Below are 17426 nucleotides of genomic sequence, written 5' to 3'. Positions count from 1 at the left end.
TCGCAGTCGGTTTCGGGTGCGCGGACGTATCGCCGGGTTTGGGCCGGCTGGCTGGTCGACACGGGTAGGTGCGATTGTGCGTTCGGCTTCTCCGGATTGGCGGGTTTCGCGCATCGCAGCGATTTCGACTGGTCCGCGCTACCGGATGCCCGCGGATGCGCGTTCAGCCCTGCGCGCGATGCGATGCGGCGCCGTCTTCGTGTCGCGCGTAGTACGCGAGGAACATGTCGGCGGCCGATTCCGCCACTTTCTGCTGCTCCTGCGCCGTCAGCGGCGGCTGGCCCATCGTGATCTGCGGCCAGAACGCGAATGCCTTCATCGCGCCATGCAACTGATGCGCGGCGAACACCGGATCGGTGACCGCCAGCCGGCCGGCCGCCGCGGCCGCACGCACCCAGACCGTGACGTCTTCCTCACGCTCGCCGAGACGTTCGACCATGTCGCGCGCGCGTTCCGGCGAATGGATGGCCGCGCCGATCGCGACGCGCGCCAGCGCGAGAAACGCTTCGTCGTTCATCAACCGCAATTTGCGCTCGAGCAGCGCGAGCAGTTGCTCGCGCAGCGGCACGTCGGCGCGATAGGTCGGCAAGTTGCCGGTCCGGGTCGCATCCCACAGCTTGTTCAGGATCGCGGCGAATAGCGTCTCCTTGCTCGGAAAGTGGTTATAGACCGTGCGTTTCGACACATCGGCGCGCGCGGCGATACGATCCATGCTCGTCGCATCGTAGCCGGCCGCGAGAAATTCCTCGATCGCCGCATCGACGATGGCTGCGCGCTTTCGGTCGGTCAGGCGCTGAGGGGAAGTGCTGGTATCCATACAGAAATTTTACACCGGGCAGTTTACTTATCTCAAAAATAAACTACACTGTTTAGTGTACTTTATTCTTCGGACGAACCGGACATGGCATCGCCTCTCGTTTTGATTCACCGCATTCTGGGCTTTGCGGCGGCCCGCCGCGGCCGGACGCTGTCCGGCGGTTCGCCGCAGCACAACGGCGAGCGCTTTGCCAATGTCGCGCCGCGGCCCGCCGAAGGATTGGGCAAGACGCTGGGCATCGCATGGAACATGCTGGTCAACAAGCCGCGTCATACCGTGCCGGCCGGCGCCCTCCCCGTCGATTCGCTGACCCGCGCGGAACTCGACGCGGCGCCCGATCGCAGCCTGTACCGGCTCGGCCATTCGACGCTGTTGCTGAAGCTGCGCGGCGAATTCTGGCTGACCGATCCGGTGTTCGCCGAGCGCGCGTCGCCGTTTCGGCGCATCGGCCCCAAGCGCTTTCATGCGCCGCCGATCGCGCTGGAAGATCTTCCGCCGCTGCGCGGCGTGATCCTGTCGCACGATCATTACGATCACCTCGATCGCGACACGGTGCTCGCGCTTGCCGCCACCACCGGCGTGTTCGTGACGACGCTGGGTGTCGGCGATCGATTGATCGAATGGGGCATCGACGCGGACAAGGTTCGCCAGCTCGACTGGTGGCAAAGCGCGGACGTGGCCGGGCTGACGCTGACGGCTACGCCCGCCCAGCACTTCTCCGGGCGTAGCCTGTTCGACGGTAACAGTACGCTGTGGGCGTCGTGGGTGATCGTCGACGACGACCTGCGCGTATTCTTCAGCGGCGATACGGGTTATTTCGATGGCTTCCGGGAGATCGGCGAGCGCCTCGGGCCGTTCGACGTCACGCTGATCGAAACAGGCGCCTATGATGCGCAATGGCCGTACGTGCACATGCAGCCGGAAGAAACCGTGCAGGCGCACATCGATTTGCGCGGACGCTGGCTGGTCCCGATCCACAACGGCACGTTCGACCTCGCCATGCATCGCTGGCAGGAGCCGTTCGAGCGTGTCACGGCGTTGGCGCTCGTACGCGGCATCGAACTGTCAACACCGAGAATGGGCGAACGCCTCGATCTCGACGCGCCGCATCGTGGCGAGCGCTGGTGGCGCGCGGTCGACGAGCGCGCGGCAGCGCCGGCGGCGAAATCGCGACGCTGGCAGCTTTGCGCATCGCAGGCGACGAAGTAGTCCGCCAGTCGCTGCGCGTGCCTGCCGGGAAGATGACCGTGCCGCGATTCCGGGTGGTGAATGCGTTGCCGGCCTCCCCTGCACGTCGACGGCTGCCTGTCGACCCGATTACCTGAGTAGAGAAGTCATGCATCCGGTACCCGTCCGATACATGCCCGGCCAACGAGACGATGATGTCGCCATCACCGCATTCGACCAGGCAGGCCACCGTTCGACCCGCCGCAGCCGCGAGAACGAATTGCGGCAGGCGCTCGCAGAGCGCGTCGCGAGATGGACCGAAGGTGTCGATCACCTCAACACGGCCATTCCCAATCTGAGCTTTCATCGAAGGGAAGCGCCGACGCTGCCGATGGAATGCATGGTCGAGCCGAGCTTCGGCCTCGTCGTTCAGGGCGCGAAGCGGGTCATACAGAGCGGGGATGCGTATATCTATGACGCCGACCGCTTTCTGATCACGTCGCTCGATCTGCCCGGTTCGACGCAAATCATCGAGGCCAGTCCCGACAAACCGTTTCTCGGGCTCGGCCTCAAGCTCGATTTCCGCGTCATGGCCGAACTGATGATGCAAGTCGCGCCGGATCACGACGATGCGCCGGCTGGCCGCGGACTCGTCGTCGGCGACATGACCGAACCGCTGTACGACGCGCTGAACCGGCTACTCGCGCTGCTGGACGACCCGAACGCGATTGCCGTTCTCGCACCGTATATCGAGCGGGAAATCTACTATCGGCTGCTGACGAGCGACCAGGGCGCGCGCCTGCGCCAGATTGCGTCCACCGGCAGTCAGTGCAACCGCGTGTCGCGCGCGATCCGGTGGTTGCGCGCTCACTACGACGAATCGTTGCGCGTCGATGATCTCGCGGCGCAAGTTCAGATGAGCAGTTCGACCTTCCATCATCACTTCCGTCAGCTCACCGGCATGAGTCCGTTGCAGTATCAGAAATGGATACGACTCAACGAGGCGCGTCGGCTGATGCTGGCGGAGCGGCTCGATGCAGCGTCGGCGGCGTTCAGGGTCGGGTATGCGAGCCCAACGCAGTTCAATCGGGAATATAGTCGGCTGTTCGGTAATTCTCCGCGACGGGATATCGATAGCCTGCGAGGTGGCGCGGACGTCGCTCTGTCGATCGTGGCGAGTTATTGATCGCGAGCGCGGACGGTAGCGATGTACGGGCGTCGATGGGATTCGCAAAGTACGGGGCTGGATTTGTCGCATGCAGTTTAAGGGGACGCGCGCCACTCTGTCAGATCATGTTGTACCGGCGGCGCTCCAGAATCCTGCTCGACGACTCCCCGGCCTCAGCTTCTCCGTTCCATATTTCGCGATTTCACGAATCCGGGGCTCGGCACATGCGTTGTCACGTGACAACCGGCGCTAAATACCAAGCCCACTTGATGCCGAATTGGCGGCTCGATGCCACGCAGTGGTGGAGTGATCCTCCGACACGTCGACAACCTCTAGCTGCGCCCCGCCACAAAACGTCTCATAAACTACAAATCACGTATCGATTGAGACGAATCTATCTGCGATTGGGCCGATCCCCAACGCCGTCGCACTGAAATAGCATACGCCCCCATTTTCAAGCCTTTTCGCGCTCATTTCGCGTGAAACAGGATGAAGAATGTGGCGCAAGTCCTTGCCACACAAGGATTTCGAGCGAGCATCGATTTTCGACGAATGTTTCACGACCCGACCCGTTTGGGTTGGCACATGTCCCTGGCACATGGATTCATCACCCATTGCGGCCGGTATACGCGGCGATCTCGCGCACGTCGAACCTCTCCAGGGCACGGTGAATTGATACTTGCCACGAGACAGCCCTCTTCCTATTGGCCGACACGAGCAGCAACACTAATTTCGCTCCACCGTTTAAATGGGGACACATCATAATCGCCACGATATCGTCGTGGGGGCGCACCTCAGCAGTTGTTCTGACGCATAGCTTCGACACGTGAGCGTCCATGCGACGATAGCGGAATAACGGCCCGATGATGTCCGGACCACGCTACCGAGACGCTCGTTTGCAACCCTCGCGCGGGCCTCTTCCCTTCATATACAGCCCGCCCGCCGCACGAGTCTTCCAGACACCGGCTCCTGTTGTCACGTGACAACTCGCTAGCGATTCAGTGACGAGCCGAGACCGAAAACTGTCGACGATGCCGTTCCTCCTTAGCAATAAGCCCTGTACGCCACGAGCACACGCCAACCGCGACGACTCCCTGATGATCGCGGAGTTCCCGTTAGGAGATGCGTCGGAATCCATTTGTCACGTGACAACTCACCTCGTTACCGACGAGGGGTATATGGTCACGCGCCGCGCGCATCGACAATTGAAGTAAGGAAATTTCTGACGTTCCTGCGGAATCCGAGACGCGGCGTATGCAATAGTTCCTCACGACGTACGGCCCAAGAGAAATCGGAGATCCAGCGACTTGTCACGTGACAACCCTCTGTTTCTCCGTGACCAACATCATCACCGACATGGATTCGTATCGAATTTCGAATGAAATCTACGCACGCCAAAACGCCAAGTCTCTCCATAAGATCTCGTTATGGACCCCAAAGACCGTCGGCTTCCCTCACATTTGTCGTTCGTTCTTTTGCAACCGAGAGCGACGGTTTTTTATCGAATCCCTACTCTCGAATAACGCCTAGCTATTCGGCCTACTTGTCACGTAACAACCACAACGACCAATAAAACGTCCATAGCATTGAACACTTTTGTAGACAACCTATGAATAACTGCCTATATTACGTAAAACTCCTAGGAGGAATTCAATGGCTTTCAAGATCGCCGTCAGTAATCAAAAAGGTGGAACTGGAAAGACAACCATCTCCGTCAACATCGCGGCGGCATTCGAAGCCGGCGGCAATAAGGTCGCGCTGATCGATGCCGACCCTCAAGGCACTTCCGTCCGGTGGGTCACAAGTGGCGAGAACACGCTCCCGATGACGGTCCTGTCGCTGGCGCCTGCCGGCCGTGGCATCGGCGGCGAAATCAAGAAACAGGACGCGAACTTCGACGTGATCGTCGTCGACTGCCCCGGCAACCTCGAAGATCCACGTATTGCATCCGTCCTCGAAGTGGCGGACTTCTGCCTGGTGCCGCTTTCGCCGTCGCCGGCCGATCTGTACAGCACGGTTGCAATGATCCGCATGATCGAGTCGATGCGCGCCGTTCGAAATCCTCAACTTTCTTCCGCATTAATGCTGAATAGCGTTAATGGAAAAACTAAAATGCGTGAAGAAATTTTAAAAATTTTACGAGCTGAAGAAATAGGGGAGCATCTGCTCGACAGCCAGATTGCGCAACGCGAGGTCTATCGTCAGACGTTCGCGCTCGGCACCACGATCCATCACCATAATCGATACCTGAAGGGCCTGAAGGAAGCCCGCGCGGAAATCGAAAAACTGGTCACGGAAATGGCCCAATACATCGCGTCGACGCGCGCTACCGGAGCCGCCCATGGCTAAGGACACCTCGAAAGACAAGAAGCCGACCGGCAACCTGCATCTGGCAGCCGGCCTGTTGCGCGGACTCGCGCAGGAAAACGCGGCGCTCGAAACGCGGCTGCCCGAGCCGGCGGCCGCACCGGCTGCCGTCGTCGAAGCGGCGCCCGCCAGTGCGCCGGCCGCAACCGCGCCCGCCGGTGCGCCCGATCTGGGCGCGCCGCAGAAGGTGCTGGTCAAGGACTGCATTCCGAACCCGTTCAACCCGCGCGTGTTCTACTCGGAGTCGAGCCTGCACGAACTCGCACTAACGTTGAAACGGGAAGGGCAGATCGAGCCGATCAAGGTCACGCGGCTCCCCGAATTTCCCGGCAAGCTCGTCGTGATCGACGGGCAACGCCGGCTGCGTGCGACGAGCATCAACGGCGACGAGACGATCAATGCGACGTTCCGCACCGATCACACGCCCGAGCAGCTCTATACGATCGCGTACCGCGCGAACCACGACCACGAACGCCAGACGATCTTCGACGATGCGGTCGCGTGGAAACGTCTGCTCGACGAGAAGGTCTTTGCCGACCAGAACACGCTGGCGGAAAAAATCGGCAAGGACAAGGCATCGATCAGCAAGACGCTGTCGCTGAACGCGCTGCCGAACACGCTGCTGGAGCGGATGGCGAGTGCGAACGACGTGGTCGGTCTGCAGGCCGCGTACTTTCTGAAGCTGATCTTCGAACGCCTGGGCGAGCCGACGGCCGACCGGCTGCTGACGGCCGTGATCGACCGGAAAAAATCCGTCCGCGATCTCGAGAATTTCCTGCGTGCGCAAAGCGACGGCGCCAAGAAGCCCGGACGGACGCGCTATAGCGTCCGTCATGACTTCGCACTCGAATCGCGCGCAATCGGTCAGTTGAAGACTTATCCGGACGGACGTCTGGATCTGCAGCTCAAGGGCGTCGACGCATCCCACCAGGAAGCGCTTGCCGACAAGCTCAAGACCGTCATCGACGCATACGTCGCCGATCTGGCGGCGGCAACGCCAAAGTAACGCGCCACCGGCAAAAGGCCTCGCCTTCGCGCTGCGCCGCACAGCCGGACCACAACAGGGTCCGGCGCACGGCGCGCACGACGGCGAGGCCTCGTTCAGTTGCCCGCGAGACTGCTTTTCAGCAGGAATTCCAGCAGGTCATCCGAGGTCGGCTCGCCCCACGTATCGAGCGCCAGCCAGCGGAAGAAGCTGGTCTGCGCGAGCTTGCTCGCCTTCTTCTTCGGCGACAGCGTCAGGTCCTTCGAACCCGCCACCGTCTCGTTGTAACGCTCGATCAGCTTGGTCTGGTCGTCGATCTCCAGCTCGCGGAAATACGCGCCGGCTTCCTCGACCTTCGCCGCCAGATACTTGTCGCGAATCTGTTCCTGCTTGCTCTGCGCGGATTCCTTCGCCGGTGCGGCCGCTTCGGTTCCCTGCCCGTCGGCCAGCGTGTAACCGTGCGTCAGCGCCTTGCGGAAATACGCGGCGACGTTGTCGACCGGCGCCGCATTTTTCTTCGTGGTCCGATTGAGCGTATAGGCGATCGCCGCCTTGATGCGCTGCACGCCGTATTGCGTGATCAGCCGGCGCGCCTCCGAACGCGGAATGCCGAACTTCGCGACCTCCTCGACCAGCGCTTCGTTCTTGACGTCGCCGTCTTCGACCGTATCGGTGCTCTGCTTGCGTGTCACCTTGAACTGCACGGCTTCCACGCTGCGGCCGGATTTGTGTTCGATCAGCTCGAGCGTGTGATCCGATACTTCGTTCACCTCCTGAATGCACGGCACCAGGACCTTGCTCTTGAACAGCTTGTATTCCTTGTACGACTGCGACGCCTTGTCCTGGCCGAGAATGAGGTCACGGAATTTCGGCAGCGGAATCTTCGCGGTGATGCCGATCCCTTCGTAGCGCACCGTGTTTTCCCACAGCGCGAGCGAGTGCGATCGCCGGAACTCGCGAGCGATCCGCATATCGATCAGCGCGTAGATTTCGGGATTGAGCAGTTCGCTGCGAATCTGGTCGGAGAAGCTGTACTTCAGCACCGATTGCTCGAGCTCCGCGCCGGCGAGCAGGCCCGACGCTTTCCAGACCGTCGAACGGTCCGCGGCCAGGTAGTCCCAGTTGACGACGGTACTGATCAGCGAGTTGACCGTATCCTTCACGTACTTCGTGTTGTTGCTGTTCAGCCCGCTCTCGTGCGACAGCGACGCGATCGAGATCGAGAAGCTCGTCCGGCCCGGTTCGAACGCCTCCTGCCGAAGTGCGTTCTTGATCAGCGAGCTGAACATCTTGCGCTGCTGCAGACCGATCTTTCCCGACTTCGGTGCGATATGAATCGCCTGGACCGCCTTGCGCAGCAAGTCGGGCGGCTCGGGTGTCTGAAACAGCGAAACCTGTTTGTCTGAGCCTTTGCTTGCGGGCTTGCGCGGCATCGTGGTGTCCGGGTAAGGTTGCCTTATTGAGAGCGGACTTTATACCTTTTCGCGCGACGGAGCAACGCCCTTGCTCCAGCATCACTTTCACTATATTAGCTAACCATCTGATACGTAAGGAGAAATCCGTGTTTCACGATTTGTTCAGAGCCCCATATCCGTCTACCTTTTGATCAAAATACCTCCCAAAAGCCGCTACCTTTCCCGGCTCGACAGGGCAACCCGGCACAAGAATTGCCATACGAAGGTACCCATCCATGGGGGCAAACGGACGGAATCGAGATCGCCGGGAAGATTCGTGGTGCCCCGCAACACAGCTGCCTTTTTCTCCCATAACAGGCTACCTTTGTCGTTTCCCATAGGAGGCTACCTGTCACCGGGGTCGACGCAGCTGCTTTCCGGATTGAAGGTGGAAATCGCTCCCATAAACGGCAACCATTCGTTTTCCCCATAGGCAGTAACCTGTCCGTGGCCTTAGCCCTGTCTATGGGAAAGCTTCACGGCGTCCCCGAGCAAAGGGCAGCAAATTGACTGAGACCGACTCCCATAAATAGGTACCGTCCAGATTTCCCATAACCGGCTACCCGAAGAAAATCACTGTGCACGCATCGGACTACCAACCGAGAAAAGCCCCCCATAAAAGGCTACCTTCCTGTGTTCCCATAGACGACTACCGAGCGCGATTGACGGTCGATTTCCCATAACCGGATACGTTCGCCCCATATCCACAACCCGGATTCCCCACAACACGGTACCCCAACCCCCAAATCCACAGACCTGAAACCCCAAACCCTTCCACCTGTGCTCCCATAAATGGGCACCGAACACCCCTCAAACCCTTGCCAGACAAGGCTGTGAGCCGTCTAAAAGTAGTTAAAGAAGTAAACGTGGTTTACCAAAGATGTAAACACACGTGTGCTTGCACAGAAAGACGAACCCCATAAACCGCTACCAATGGGAGTCTTCTGTGGGACGCAAGGCGTTCAGATCCTGCGATCCAGGCCGACTCGGCTCTGTTTGACACACCGTTCCAGGAAGGCTCCAGGCCTGACAGGGCCTCCCGAAGAGGTGAGTACCCACTCACAAACGCCGAAACGTAGAAACTTATGGGAGGAAATGCGCGGTTTCGACGTAGAGGTTCCCGTTTATGGGACCCAAAAATGTGCCCCATGGCACCCTCGGCACCATGACTGACGAGCGCAGCGAATCCCGTCGCTTCGTCCACAGCAGTTCGAAATCATCCTGGACTGCCCGCGAATGGTTTTTTGTACTCGCGCGGCCTCGTCTATGGACAAGTTTTTTGTCGATCGCCTGTGATGCCGCTCGCCAAATTTAGCCTGTGGACTGTGCCCGACGGAATCCGATCCCGGCTGTTTCCATCCCACGTCCGGTCCGTTTTTCTACCTTTGGAGTGCCACCCGGCAAGCCGTGCTGTGTCCGTCGACATCGTTGCGAACCAACGTGAAGGTGCTGTCGGTGCCGGAGCTCACCGCAATCGAATTCCCCGATGCTCCCGAATATGCTCACCTTCCGAAAAAGCGGAATCCCGTAAAAGCTCACCGATAGGCGGTGGCACATGTATAAGCAAGCTGTGTAGATCCCAGCCCTCATCCACATAAGGAACCATCGATGGGAGCAAACGGGAAACGATCGGTATCCTTGTGTGGCGCTTCAGCGTCGGCAAGCACGGTTGCACAGACGGATAGGCTTCACGGCCATGGGCATATCCACCCGACGAGCGCTGCTCGCTCATGATCAGTTTCAGCGCATGCGTGCAGTCCATCGGGCCGACGTCTTCACCGCTTGCGCCGCCCCGCCTTTTTTGTCAGACCTACGGATCGACCACCCGCTTTGCCTCCACACACAGACAACCTTCTGCATCACAGTGCGGCAAGCGGTACCGAACAGATCGCCGCACGCCGCAACGACGCAACGTAACCCTCCTGACCGCCGAAGAAACGAATCGTGGTCGTTTATGGGAGGAACCGTCGCTCGAGCCGCATCGAACGATAACGTGACGCATGGATCGACTGCTGCTGCGGTGATCGTGCAAGCACGACGATCCTCACGTCGCGCATGAGTGCATGAGCGTATCGATATCGCCACCAGTGAAACACGCGTCGGCGCCTCGCACCGCGTCGAGCACCGCGGCGGCCGACCTCGAGCGCACCAACCGCGTCGTCTCCCATACGTGTATCCCCAATTCCGTCAGCACGTTGACGCCACAATTTTTGCGACACGGTTATGATGCTCAAGTCCTGACCGCGACATGACGACTGGTCAGGGCAGGGGCGGTATCTCGATGGTTTTTCAAACCGTGATGGTCATCAAAAAAGAGAGTTCAGCGATGCGAATCCAGATCAGAAAACTCACGCTGGCTGCTACCGCAGCCGCTTTCCTGTTCGGCTCGGCCGTTCCGGCCTTTGCACAGGAAACCGCAAGCGCGCCGGCTGCACAGGACGCCAAGGCCGCGAAGAGCGAAGCGCGCAAGGCGGCCAAGGCCAAACGCAAAGCCGAGCGCAAGGCTGCGCGTGCGAAGAACACCGCCGAGCTGAAGAAACTCGAAGACGCCGGTTACAAGCCGGCGGCCAATGATCCGAACTATCCGCAGAACCTGCAGAACGCGGAAAAGAAGGCCGGCGCCGCAAGCCAGTAAGCGTCGTCCGGCGGCAAGCCACGGGGCCGATCCGCGGCTTGCCGCGTGTGTCGCGATCGCGCGATGCACGAAAGCAAACATGCTCCATACGTTTATTCAATTCGATTCGGAATCCTGCATGTCGTGAAGATGCACGACACACAGGCGCGGGCGCTCAGCGCCGCTCGCCCGACGCAGTCGCGCTTCCCGTTGCTTTCAGCCAGTCCTTGAACGCGCGTACGGCGTCGTCGTCCGCTCGCGCGGACGCCACATATGTAAAGTAGCGCCACGGCGGCAGCGCCGGTTCGCTGAACGGCTGCACGAGCCGGCCTTCGGCGATGTCGTCGGCGACCAGCGCGATCGGGCCCATCGCGACGCCGAGCCCGTCGAGCGCGCCTTGCAGCGTCAGGTAGAAATGCTCGAGCGTGAGCGAGTGCCGCGGGACGAGGTTCGGGTGCCCGGCCGCCGCGAGCCATTCCGGCCACATGCCCGGATAGGTTGCCGCGTGCAGCAGCGTGAAGCCGGCGAGATCGGCAGGCGTCTCGAGCGACCGGCCCTCCAGCAACTTCGGCGCACACACCGGCAGCCGGACTTCGGACAGGAATTCCTCCGCAACGTACCCGTCGATGGCCTGCGGGCCGCCGCGAACGATCAGGTCGACCTTGTCGCGCAGCTTGTCGATCGGCTCGTTCGACGTCGACAGCCGCACCTCGATGGCCGGATGCGCGACCTGGAATGACGACAGCTTCGGGACGAGCCAGCGCAGCGAGAACGTCGCGGGCGCGCTGACGCGCAGCACGCGCTGCTGCGCGTGGCCGAAATGCTGCGCGGTGGCAAGTGCGATCCGGTCGAACGAAGCGCCGACCTCGGCGAGGTACGCGCGGCCGGCCGCGGTCAGTTCGACGCGCCGGTTGTGGCGTTCGAACAGCGGCCGCCCGAGCCACGCTTCCAGTTGTTGCACGTGCCGGCTGATCGCGCCGTGCGTGACGCACAGCTCGTCGGCGGCCAGCGTGAAGCTGCCGAGCCGCGCGGCGGCTTCGAACGCGCGCAGCGAATTCAACGGAGGGAGTCGTCGGGCCATTGCATCGTTTCGCGTGAAATTTACTCACACGATGGTTCAGGTTTAATCGTTTGATCGGGTGATTCGGCTCCGTCAATATGGCACACAAACGGCCAACCGGGCCGACCGAGTGTCTGAATTTCTCACATGGAGTACGGAGCATGCCGAACGTGGTGGTCGTGGGCGCCCAATGGGGCGACGAAGGCAAGGGGCGCGTCGTGGACTGGTTGGCGGCGCAGGCCGATGTCGTCGCACGCTACAACGGCGGCCACAACGCGGGCCACACGCTGGTCGTCGGCGGCAACACGTACAAGCTGGCGCTGCTGCCGAGCGGCATCGTGCGCGGCAAGCGCGGCGTGATCGGCAACGGCGTGGCGCTCGATCCGGAAGCGCTGCTCGCGGAAACCGGGCGGATGGCCGAACTCGGGCTGTCGGTGACGCCGGACAACCTGTCGATCGCCGAGAACGCGACGCTGGTGCTGCCGATTCACCGCGCGATCGACGAGGCGCAGGAGCGTTTGCGCCGCGAACCCATCGGCACCACGCTGCGCGGGATCGGGCCGGCCTACGAGGACAAGGTCGGGCGTCGCGGGCTGCGCGTCGGCGATCTCGCCGAACCGGGCGGGCTCGCCGCCAAACTCGACGTGCTCGTCGACCATCACAACGCGTGGTTCCGCGGCCTGGGGCTCGACGAGTACGATCGCGACGCGATGCTGGCGACGCTGGTTGCGCTTGCGCCGAAGATCCTGCCGTTCGTGCGTCCGGTCTGGGCCGACCTCAACGACGCGACCGATCGCGGCGAGCGCATCCTGTTCGAGGGCTCTCAGGCCGTGATGCTGGACATCGACTGGGGCACCTATCCGTTCGTGACGTCGTCGGGCACCGTGGCATCGGCCGCGGCGGCCGGCACCGGGCTCGGGGCAGCGAAGCTCGGCCACGTGCTGGGCGTGACGAAGGCGTATGCGACGCGGGTCGGCGGCGGCCCGTTCCTCACCGAGCTGACTGACGTGACCGGCGAAACGCTGCGTACGCGCGGACAGGAGTTCGGCGTCAACACCGGCCGGCCGCGACGCTGCGGATGGCTCGATGCCGCGCAACTGCGCCAGGCCGTCAGGATCTCGGGCATCGAGTCGCTGGCGCTGACCAAGCTCGACGTGCTCGATGGTTTCGAGTCGATCGCGCTGTGCGTCGGTTACGAATTCGACGGCGCGCGCGTCGATCATTTGCCCGCGAGCCTCGATGCGCAGTCGCGCGCGAAGCCGCTCTACGAACGGTTCGAAGGCTGGCAAGGCTCCGTGCAGGGCGTGCGCGAGCGTGCGGCGCTGCCGCGGGCCGCGCAGGCTTTCATCGCGCGCATCGAAGCCGTGGCGGGCGCGCCGGTGTCGATGATCACGACCGGCGCGGAGCGCGACGACACGATCGTGTTGCGCAATCCGTTCGATGCGGCGGGCGTCGCGTAACGCGCGAGATGCACAGGGTGTCGATCGAGAGCGCGATCGTGGTCGGCGGGTAGCTTTTGCCGATCGCAGCGGTTGGCCTGTCGGTCCCTCCGATACGCATGTCCGCCCGGCCCGGATGCCGCTCGGTGAGCGGCTTCGCAGCACGATTCGGCATCCGGATCGTGCCGCCTACGGCGAACTGGACACGCCTGCACCGCTGCTGTACTGTTCCGCACAATTCGCGCCAGACCGGCGTGTGCCGGCGCTGCCGGCACCCTGGCCGCACGACGGCGCGACGTGACAATCGCGGGGACAGGTCGATGGACACGTTACAGATGATGCGCATTTTCGTCCGGGTCGCGGAAGAGGGCAGCTTCACGAGCGCGGCCCAGCGCCTGGACATCACGACGGCCTACGCGTCGCGTTCGGTCGCGCAACTCGAAACGCATCTGCGCACGCGCCTGCTGAACCGCAGCACGCGCCGCATCGCACTGACCGACGCCGGGCAGCGCTATCTCGACCGCTGCCAGCGCATTCTCGGCTACATCGACGAAGCGGAAGCCGAGGCGGCCGATGCACAGGCGAAGCCGTCCGGACGGCTGCACGTCCACGCGACGACGAGTTTCGGCCAGTCCTACGTGGTGCCCGCGGTCGTGCGCTACCGCGAACGCTATCCGTCGGTCGCGGTCGAGCTGACGCTGTCGCAGCACGTGCCTGACATCATCGACGAAGGCTACGACGTGTCGCTGCAGTTGAGCACGACGGAGCTGCCCGATTCCGGGCTGGTATCGCAGCGGCTCGGCGACGTGGGCAGCGTGCTGTGCGCGTCGCCTGCCTACCTGAAGGCGCGCGGCACGCCGCGCGCGGTGAGCGATCTCGCCGGGCATGCGTGCCTGCGGCTCGTCACGTCGTTGTTTCCGCGCGACCGCTGGCATCTCGACGGCCCGAACGGCCGCGAAACGTTCGAACTGTCGGTGCCCGATTTCCAGGTGAATATCGCCGATGCGCTCGGCGCCGCGCTGCGCGCGGGGCTCGGGATCGGCCCGCTGCCGATGTCGGCTGCGCTGCCCGCGCTCGCGAGCGGCGCGCTGGTGCGCGTGCTGCCCGATTACCGGTTGCAGAAGCTGACGGTCTATACGCTGTATGCGTCGCGTCAGTATCTCGATGCGAAGATCCGCACGTTCGTCGATTTCCTGCGGGAATGCGTGCCCGAGATGCTGGCCGCCGACGAGGCCGCGTTGAACGCTTGCTGCGTGTCTCGTCAGTCCTGATTCACGCATGATCGATACGTGAGTACCGCGCACTGTCTTTCGGGTCAACTGAAATAATTCGCAGTCCTGCGTTAAAGGCAGGCGACGCATGCATGTGCGCGGACCGGTTGGACAATGATGCCCGTGTTCCCGGCACGTCCTTATGAAAGCGTTTTCTTGCGATTCGCGTTCATGGTGCGACGCGCGACAGCGGCACCGCTTCGCCGCGCAGCCGAGCGACGTCGCGGCCCGGTGCGTCGCCGAACAGCCGTGCGTATTCACGGCTGAACTGCGACGCGCTCACATAGCCGACACTGCGGCACGCCTGCCGCGCATCCATCGCCGACACGCACATCAGGCGGCGCGCCTCCTGCAGCCGCAGCACCTTCTGGCATTGCAACGGACTCATCGACGTGACCGCACGGAAATGATGGTGGAAGGTCGACGGGCTCATCTCCACCTGTCGCGCGAGCGCGTCGACCGCCATCGGATCGAGATAGTGATCGCGAATCCATGCGACGGCGCGCGAGATGCGCTGGGTCGTCGAACCGGCGTCGCCGATCTGCGCGATGCGCGCGCCCGACGGGCCGCGCAGCAGCCGGATGAGGATTTCGTCGACGATCAGCGGTGCGAGGAGGTCGAGGTCGTCCGGTTGTGCGATCAGTTGCATCAGCCGCGCGACGGCGTCGACGATTTCGGGCGTCGCGTCGAGCGTGTCGAGCGCGCGGTAGTCGACGGCTTTCGGCAGCCCGCGCGGAAAGACGACGGGCGTGAGCGCCGCGATGCGGTGCGGATCGAGTGCGAGTTGCGCGTAAAGGAACGGCTCGGCGGGGTTCGCGCGCGTCACGCGTCCGGTCACGGGGAGGTCGGCGGTGGCGACCAGCATCCGCGATTCGTCGCTCGTGTAGGTATCGTCGCCGACCCGCATCGACTTCGCGCCTTGCCCGACGATGCTCAGGCACGCGTGGTGCACGCCGTGGTTCCACTGCGGCGGCAGCGCGGACGCGCGCGCGACACGCATGCCGCGCAGCGGAAGGTCGAACATGCCGTCGTGCGGCGCGTACACGGCGATCAGCGCCGCGAGCCGGGCAGCGGGCGATCGGGCTGGCGACCTGGCATCGTGATCCGGTGGATGGCGCGGTTGCGGCGGCGTTCGGGCGTCGATTTCCATGTTGCGTGAGCGGTTGGCGGAGCGGGCGATGCCGTGCGTGCGCTGCGATTCGCTGCCGGCGTGCAGGCATGGCGGTCACATCGTACGGCCAGTTGCGTGCGCGGGATTGCCTAAAACTGTCCGAAATTAGCCCGATCATCCGGACCTGCATGATCGGCGGCCGCGTCGCCTGTCGTGGCAGGGTGTGCGACGCACAAATTCGGAAATTAAGGCAAAACAATCGCAGGATCGGGCAAGCCATTTTCCGGCGGTTTCCCTACCATTGCACCTGCTGAAGGAAATGCGATTCAGCGTGCCCGGACGATACGGGCAACACCGTCCGCGTGATGCGCGGACGCCGCCGGCCTTGCCGCGCGCGTTGCCGCCGCGAATCGCCGGGAAAGACTCAGGACTGCTATTGAACGATCGTGCATCGGGCTTGCCGAGGCCGGCTTGCGTCCGTTGCAAGCCGACGCGTGCCCGTCGCGAGCGTGTCGACCGACCCGGCGGAGCCGGTGTCGGGGCCGCCGCATTGGCCGGGCCGATGCGGGTCGGCTGTGGCGCGGCGTCGGGTGCAGATGGACGGGCAGTCGTCCGCGCAGGGAAATCCGGACAAATGGACCAACTTCAATCGATTCGGGCATTCGTGACGGTGGCAAGGGAAGGCGGGTTTCGCCGGGCGGCGACGCGGTTGCGCGTGTCGACGGCGATGGCCAGCCGACTGGTCGATGCGCTCGAGACGCGCCTCGGCGCGCGCCTGCTTCAACGCAGCACGAGCCACCAGTCGCTGACGGAAATCGGCGAGCTGTATCTCGCGCGCGTCGAGCGGATTCTCGGTGCGATCGACGAGATCGACGGCCGTTTCGTCGCGATGGGCAGCAAGCCGGAAGGCGTATTGCGCGTGGCCGCGCCGGTCGCGTTCGGGCTCAGCCAGCTGAGCGCGCTGCTCGATCGTTTCGTGCACCGGTTTCCGGACGTGCGGCCGACCGTGACGCTGACCGATGCCCACGTCGACCTGACTACCGAAGACATCGACGTCGCGTTCCTGACCGACGGCATGCCGGTGTCCGGCGCGCATGCATTGCATACGCTGGCCGCGTACGAATCCGTGCGCGTCGCGGCGCCTGATTATGTCGCCGCGCACGGCGGCGCGGCTGCGTCCGGCGACTGGCCGGACATCGCGACCGTGCGGCTCGAGTTGCCGGCGGCCGATGACGACCACGCGGCCGGGATTCGATCCGGCGTCGCGCCCGGCAATACGGGCGTCGGCCATCTCGAGATGGCACGGCGGCTGGCCGTGGCCGGCATGGGCGCGGCGGTGCTGCCCGCGTATCTCGTCGACGCCGATCTGGCGGCCGGCACGCTGGTGCGCGTGGCCCCGCTCCATCCGCTCGCGCCCGTCACGTTGAAGCTTGCGCATGCGCGTGCCGCACGTCTGCCGGCCGCCGCGCGCGCGTTCATCGAATTCGCCGGCGCCGCATTCCGACCCGCGCGCTAGCAGTCTGGCAGAACCCATGGCAACGCGATCCCGCCGAGGCAGCGGGCTCGCCGTTCCTTTTCGGAAGCAGTTCGGCGAACGAACGCTCCGCCGGGTGCAACGCACACCCGCAACACGTGTCCGCATCCGCGGCGGACAGGACCCTTCAGGTTCGCCGCGCGTCAGGGCCATGAGGAGATCTGGTGATTCCCATTGAAGGTCGTCTAATTGTGAGAGGTCGCTCCATGCGCGTCGAACGGGTTCCATACCGCTTAATCACTGCCGCAACGGCTGCCGTTTTCCTGGCCGCGTGCGGGAAAAAAGAAGCGGCGCCGCCGCCGCAAACGCCGGAAGTCGGCGTCGTCACCGTCCAGCCGCAAGCCGTGCCCGCGGTGACCGAGCTGCCGGGCCGCACCAGTGCATTCCTCGTCGCGCAGGTCCGCGCGCGGGTCGACGGCATCGTGCTGCGCCGCGAATT

The 17426-nt window shown here is 63.1% G+C and carries 12 protein-coding genes and 1 pseudogene; 9 read left to right on the top strand and 4 right to left on the bottom strand.

What is annotated here, in order from left to right:
* Positions 1-163 precede the first annotated feature (163 nt).
* On the bottom strand, positions 164-817 hold the full coding sequence (locus J8I33_RS18410) for a TetR/AcrR family transcriptional regulator (RefSeq protein ID WP_209938505.1): 654 nt from the start codon (positions 815-817) through the stop codon (positions 164-166).
* An 84-nt stretch (positions 818-901) separates the two neighbouring features.
* On the opposite strand from J8I33_RS18410, the gene J8I33_RS18405 reads away from it, so the two are divergent.
* From J8I33_RS18405 to J8I33_RS18390, 4 genes are all read left to right on the top strand, one after another.
* Complete coding sequence (locus J8I33_RS18405; protein ID WP_124637407.1) at positions 902-2026, top strand: MBL fold metallo-hydrolase; 1125 nt, start codon at positions 902-904, stop codon at positions 2024-2026.
* 127 nt (positions 2027-2153) lie between these two features.
* A complete protein-coding gene (locus tag J8I33_RS18400) occupies positions 2154-3170 on the top strand; it encodes an AraC family transcriptional regulator (RefSeq protein ID WP_050015681.1) in 1017 nt (338 codons plus the stop codon).
* 1635 nt (positions 3171-4805) lie between these two features.
* On the top strand, positions 4806-5501 hold the full coding sequence (locus J8I33_RS18395) for a ParA family protein (protein ID WP_006497839.1): 696 nt from the start codon (positions 4806-4808) through the stop codon (positions 5499-5501).
* Positions 5494-6525: a ParB/RepB/Spo0J family partition protein gene (locus J8I33_RS18390; protein WP_124555189.1), complete on the top strand. Its 1032-nt coding sequence runs from the start codon at positions 5494-5496 to the stop codon at positions 6523-6525. The genes J8I33_RS18395 and J8I33_RS18390 overlap by 8 nt, the downstream gene beginning before the upstream one ends.
* A gap of 95 nt (positions 6526-6620) precedes the next feature.
* Here J8I33_RS18390 and J8I33_RS18385 read toward each other — a convergent pair whose 3' ends face one another.
* The gene (locus J8I33_RS18385; RefSeq protein ID WP_069619691.1) at positions 6621-7937 is read right to left on the bottom strand and encodes a replication initiation protein; all 1317 of its coding nucleotides are present in this window, start codon (positions 7935-7937) and stop codon (positions 6621-6623) included.
* A gap of 2347 nt (positions 7938-10284) precedes the next feature.
* On the opposite strand from J8I33_RS18385, the gene J8I33_RS18380 reads away from it, so the two are divergent.
* On the top strand, positions 10285-10593 hold the full coding sequence (locus tag J8I33_RS18380; RefSeq protein ID WP_124651852.1) for a DUF4148 domain-containing protein: 309 nt from the start codon (positions 10285-10287) through the stop codon (positions 10591-10593).
* Positions 10594-10747: 154 nt separating this feature from the next.
* Here J8I33_RS18380 and gcvA read toward each other — a convergent pair whose 3' ends face one another.
* On the bottom strand, positions 10748-11653 hold the full coding sequence (gcvA, locus tag J8I33_RS18375; protein WP_209924155.1) for a transcriptional regulator GcvA: 906 nt from the start codon (positions 11651-11653) through the stop codon (positions 10748-10750).
* 140 nt (positions 11654-11793) lie between these two features.
* On the opposite strand from gcvA, the gene J8I33_RS18370 reads away from it, so the two are divergent.
* Both J8I33_RS18370 and J8I33_RS18365 read left to right on the top strand, forming a co-directional pair.
* Positions 11794-13092: an adenylosuccinate synthase gene (locus tag J8I33_RS18370; RefSeq protein WP_209938503.1), complete on the top strand. Its 1299-nt coding sequence runs from the start codon at positions 11794-11796 to the stop codon at positions 13090-13092.
* Between the two features lie 299 nt (positions 13093-13391).
* A complete protein-coding gene (locus tag J8I33_RS18365; protein ID WP_209938502.1) occupies positions 13392-14342 on the top strand; it encodes a LysR family transcriptional regulator in 951 nt (316 codons plus the stop codon).
* Between the two features lie 169 nt (positions 14343-14511).
* Here the strand turns inward: J8I33_RS18365 and J8I33_RS18360 are convergent, their stop codons facing one another.
* Positions 14512-15366 (bottom strand): AraC family transcriptional regulator, encoded by an 855-nt coding sequence (locus tag J8I33_RS18360; protein ID WP_245172200.1) that lies wholly within the window; start codon positions 15364-15366, stop codon positions 14512-14514.
* Between the two features lie 721 nt (positions 15367-16087).
* On the opposite strand from J8I33_RS18360, the gene J8I33_RS18355 reads away from it, so the two are divergent.
* Together J8I33_RS18355 and J8I33_RS18350 are read left to right on the top strand one after the other, a co-directional pair.
* On the top strand, positions 16088-16969 hold the full coding sequence (locus tag J8I33_RS18355) for a LysR family transcriptional regulator (RefSeq protein WP_069619685.1): 882 nt from the start codon (positions 16088-16090) through the stop codon (positions 16967-16969).
* A gap of 224 nt (positions 16970-17193) precedes the next feature.
* Positions 17194-17426: pseudogene (locus J8I33_RS18350) on the top strand (efflux transporter periplasmic adaptor subunit); the annotation flags it as partial.

Source organism: Burkholderia sp. AcTa6-5 (assembly GCF_017815075.1).
GTDB classification, from domain to species: Bacteria; Pseudomonadota; Gammaproteobacteria; order Burkholderiales; family Burkholderiaceae; genus Burkholderia; species Burkholderia sola.
Note: the sequence above shows the minus strand (reverse complement) of the source record. Positions and strands in the feature narration are given on the sequence as shown.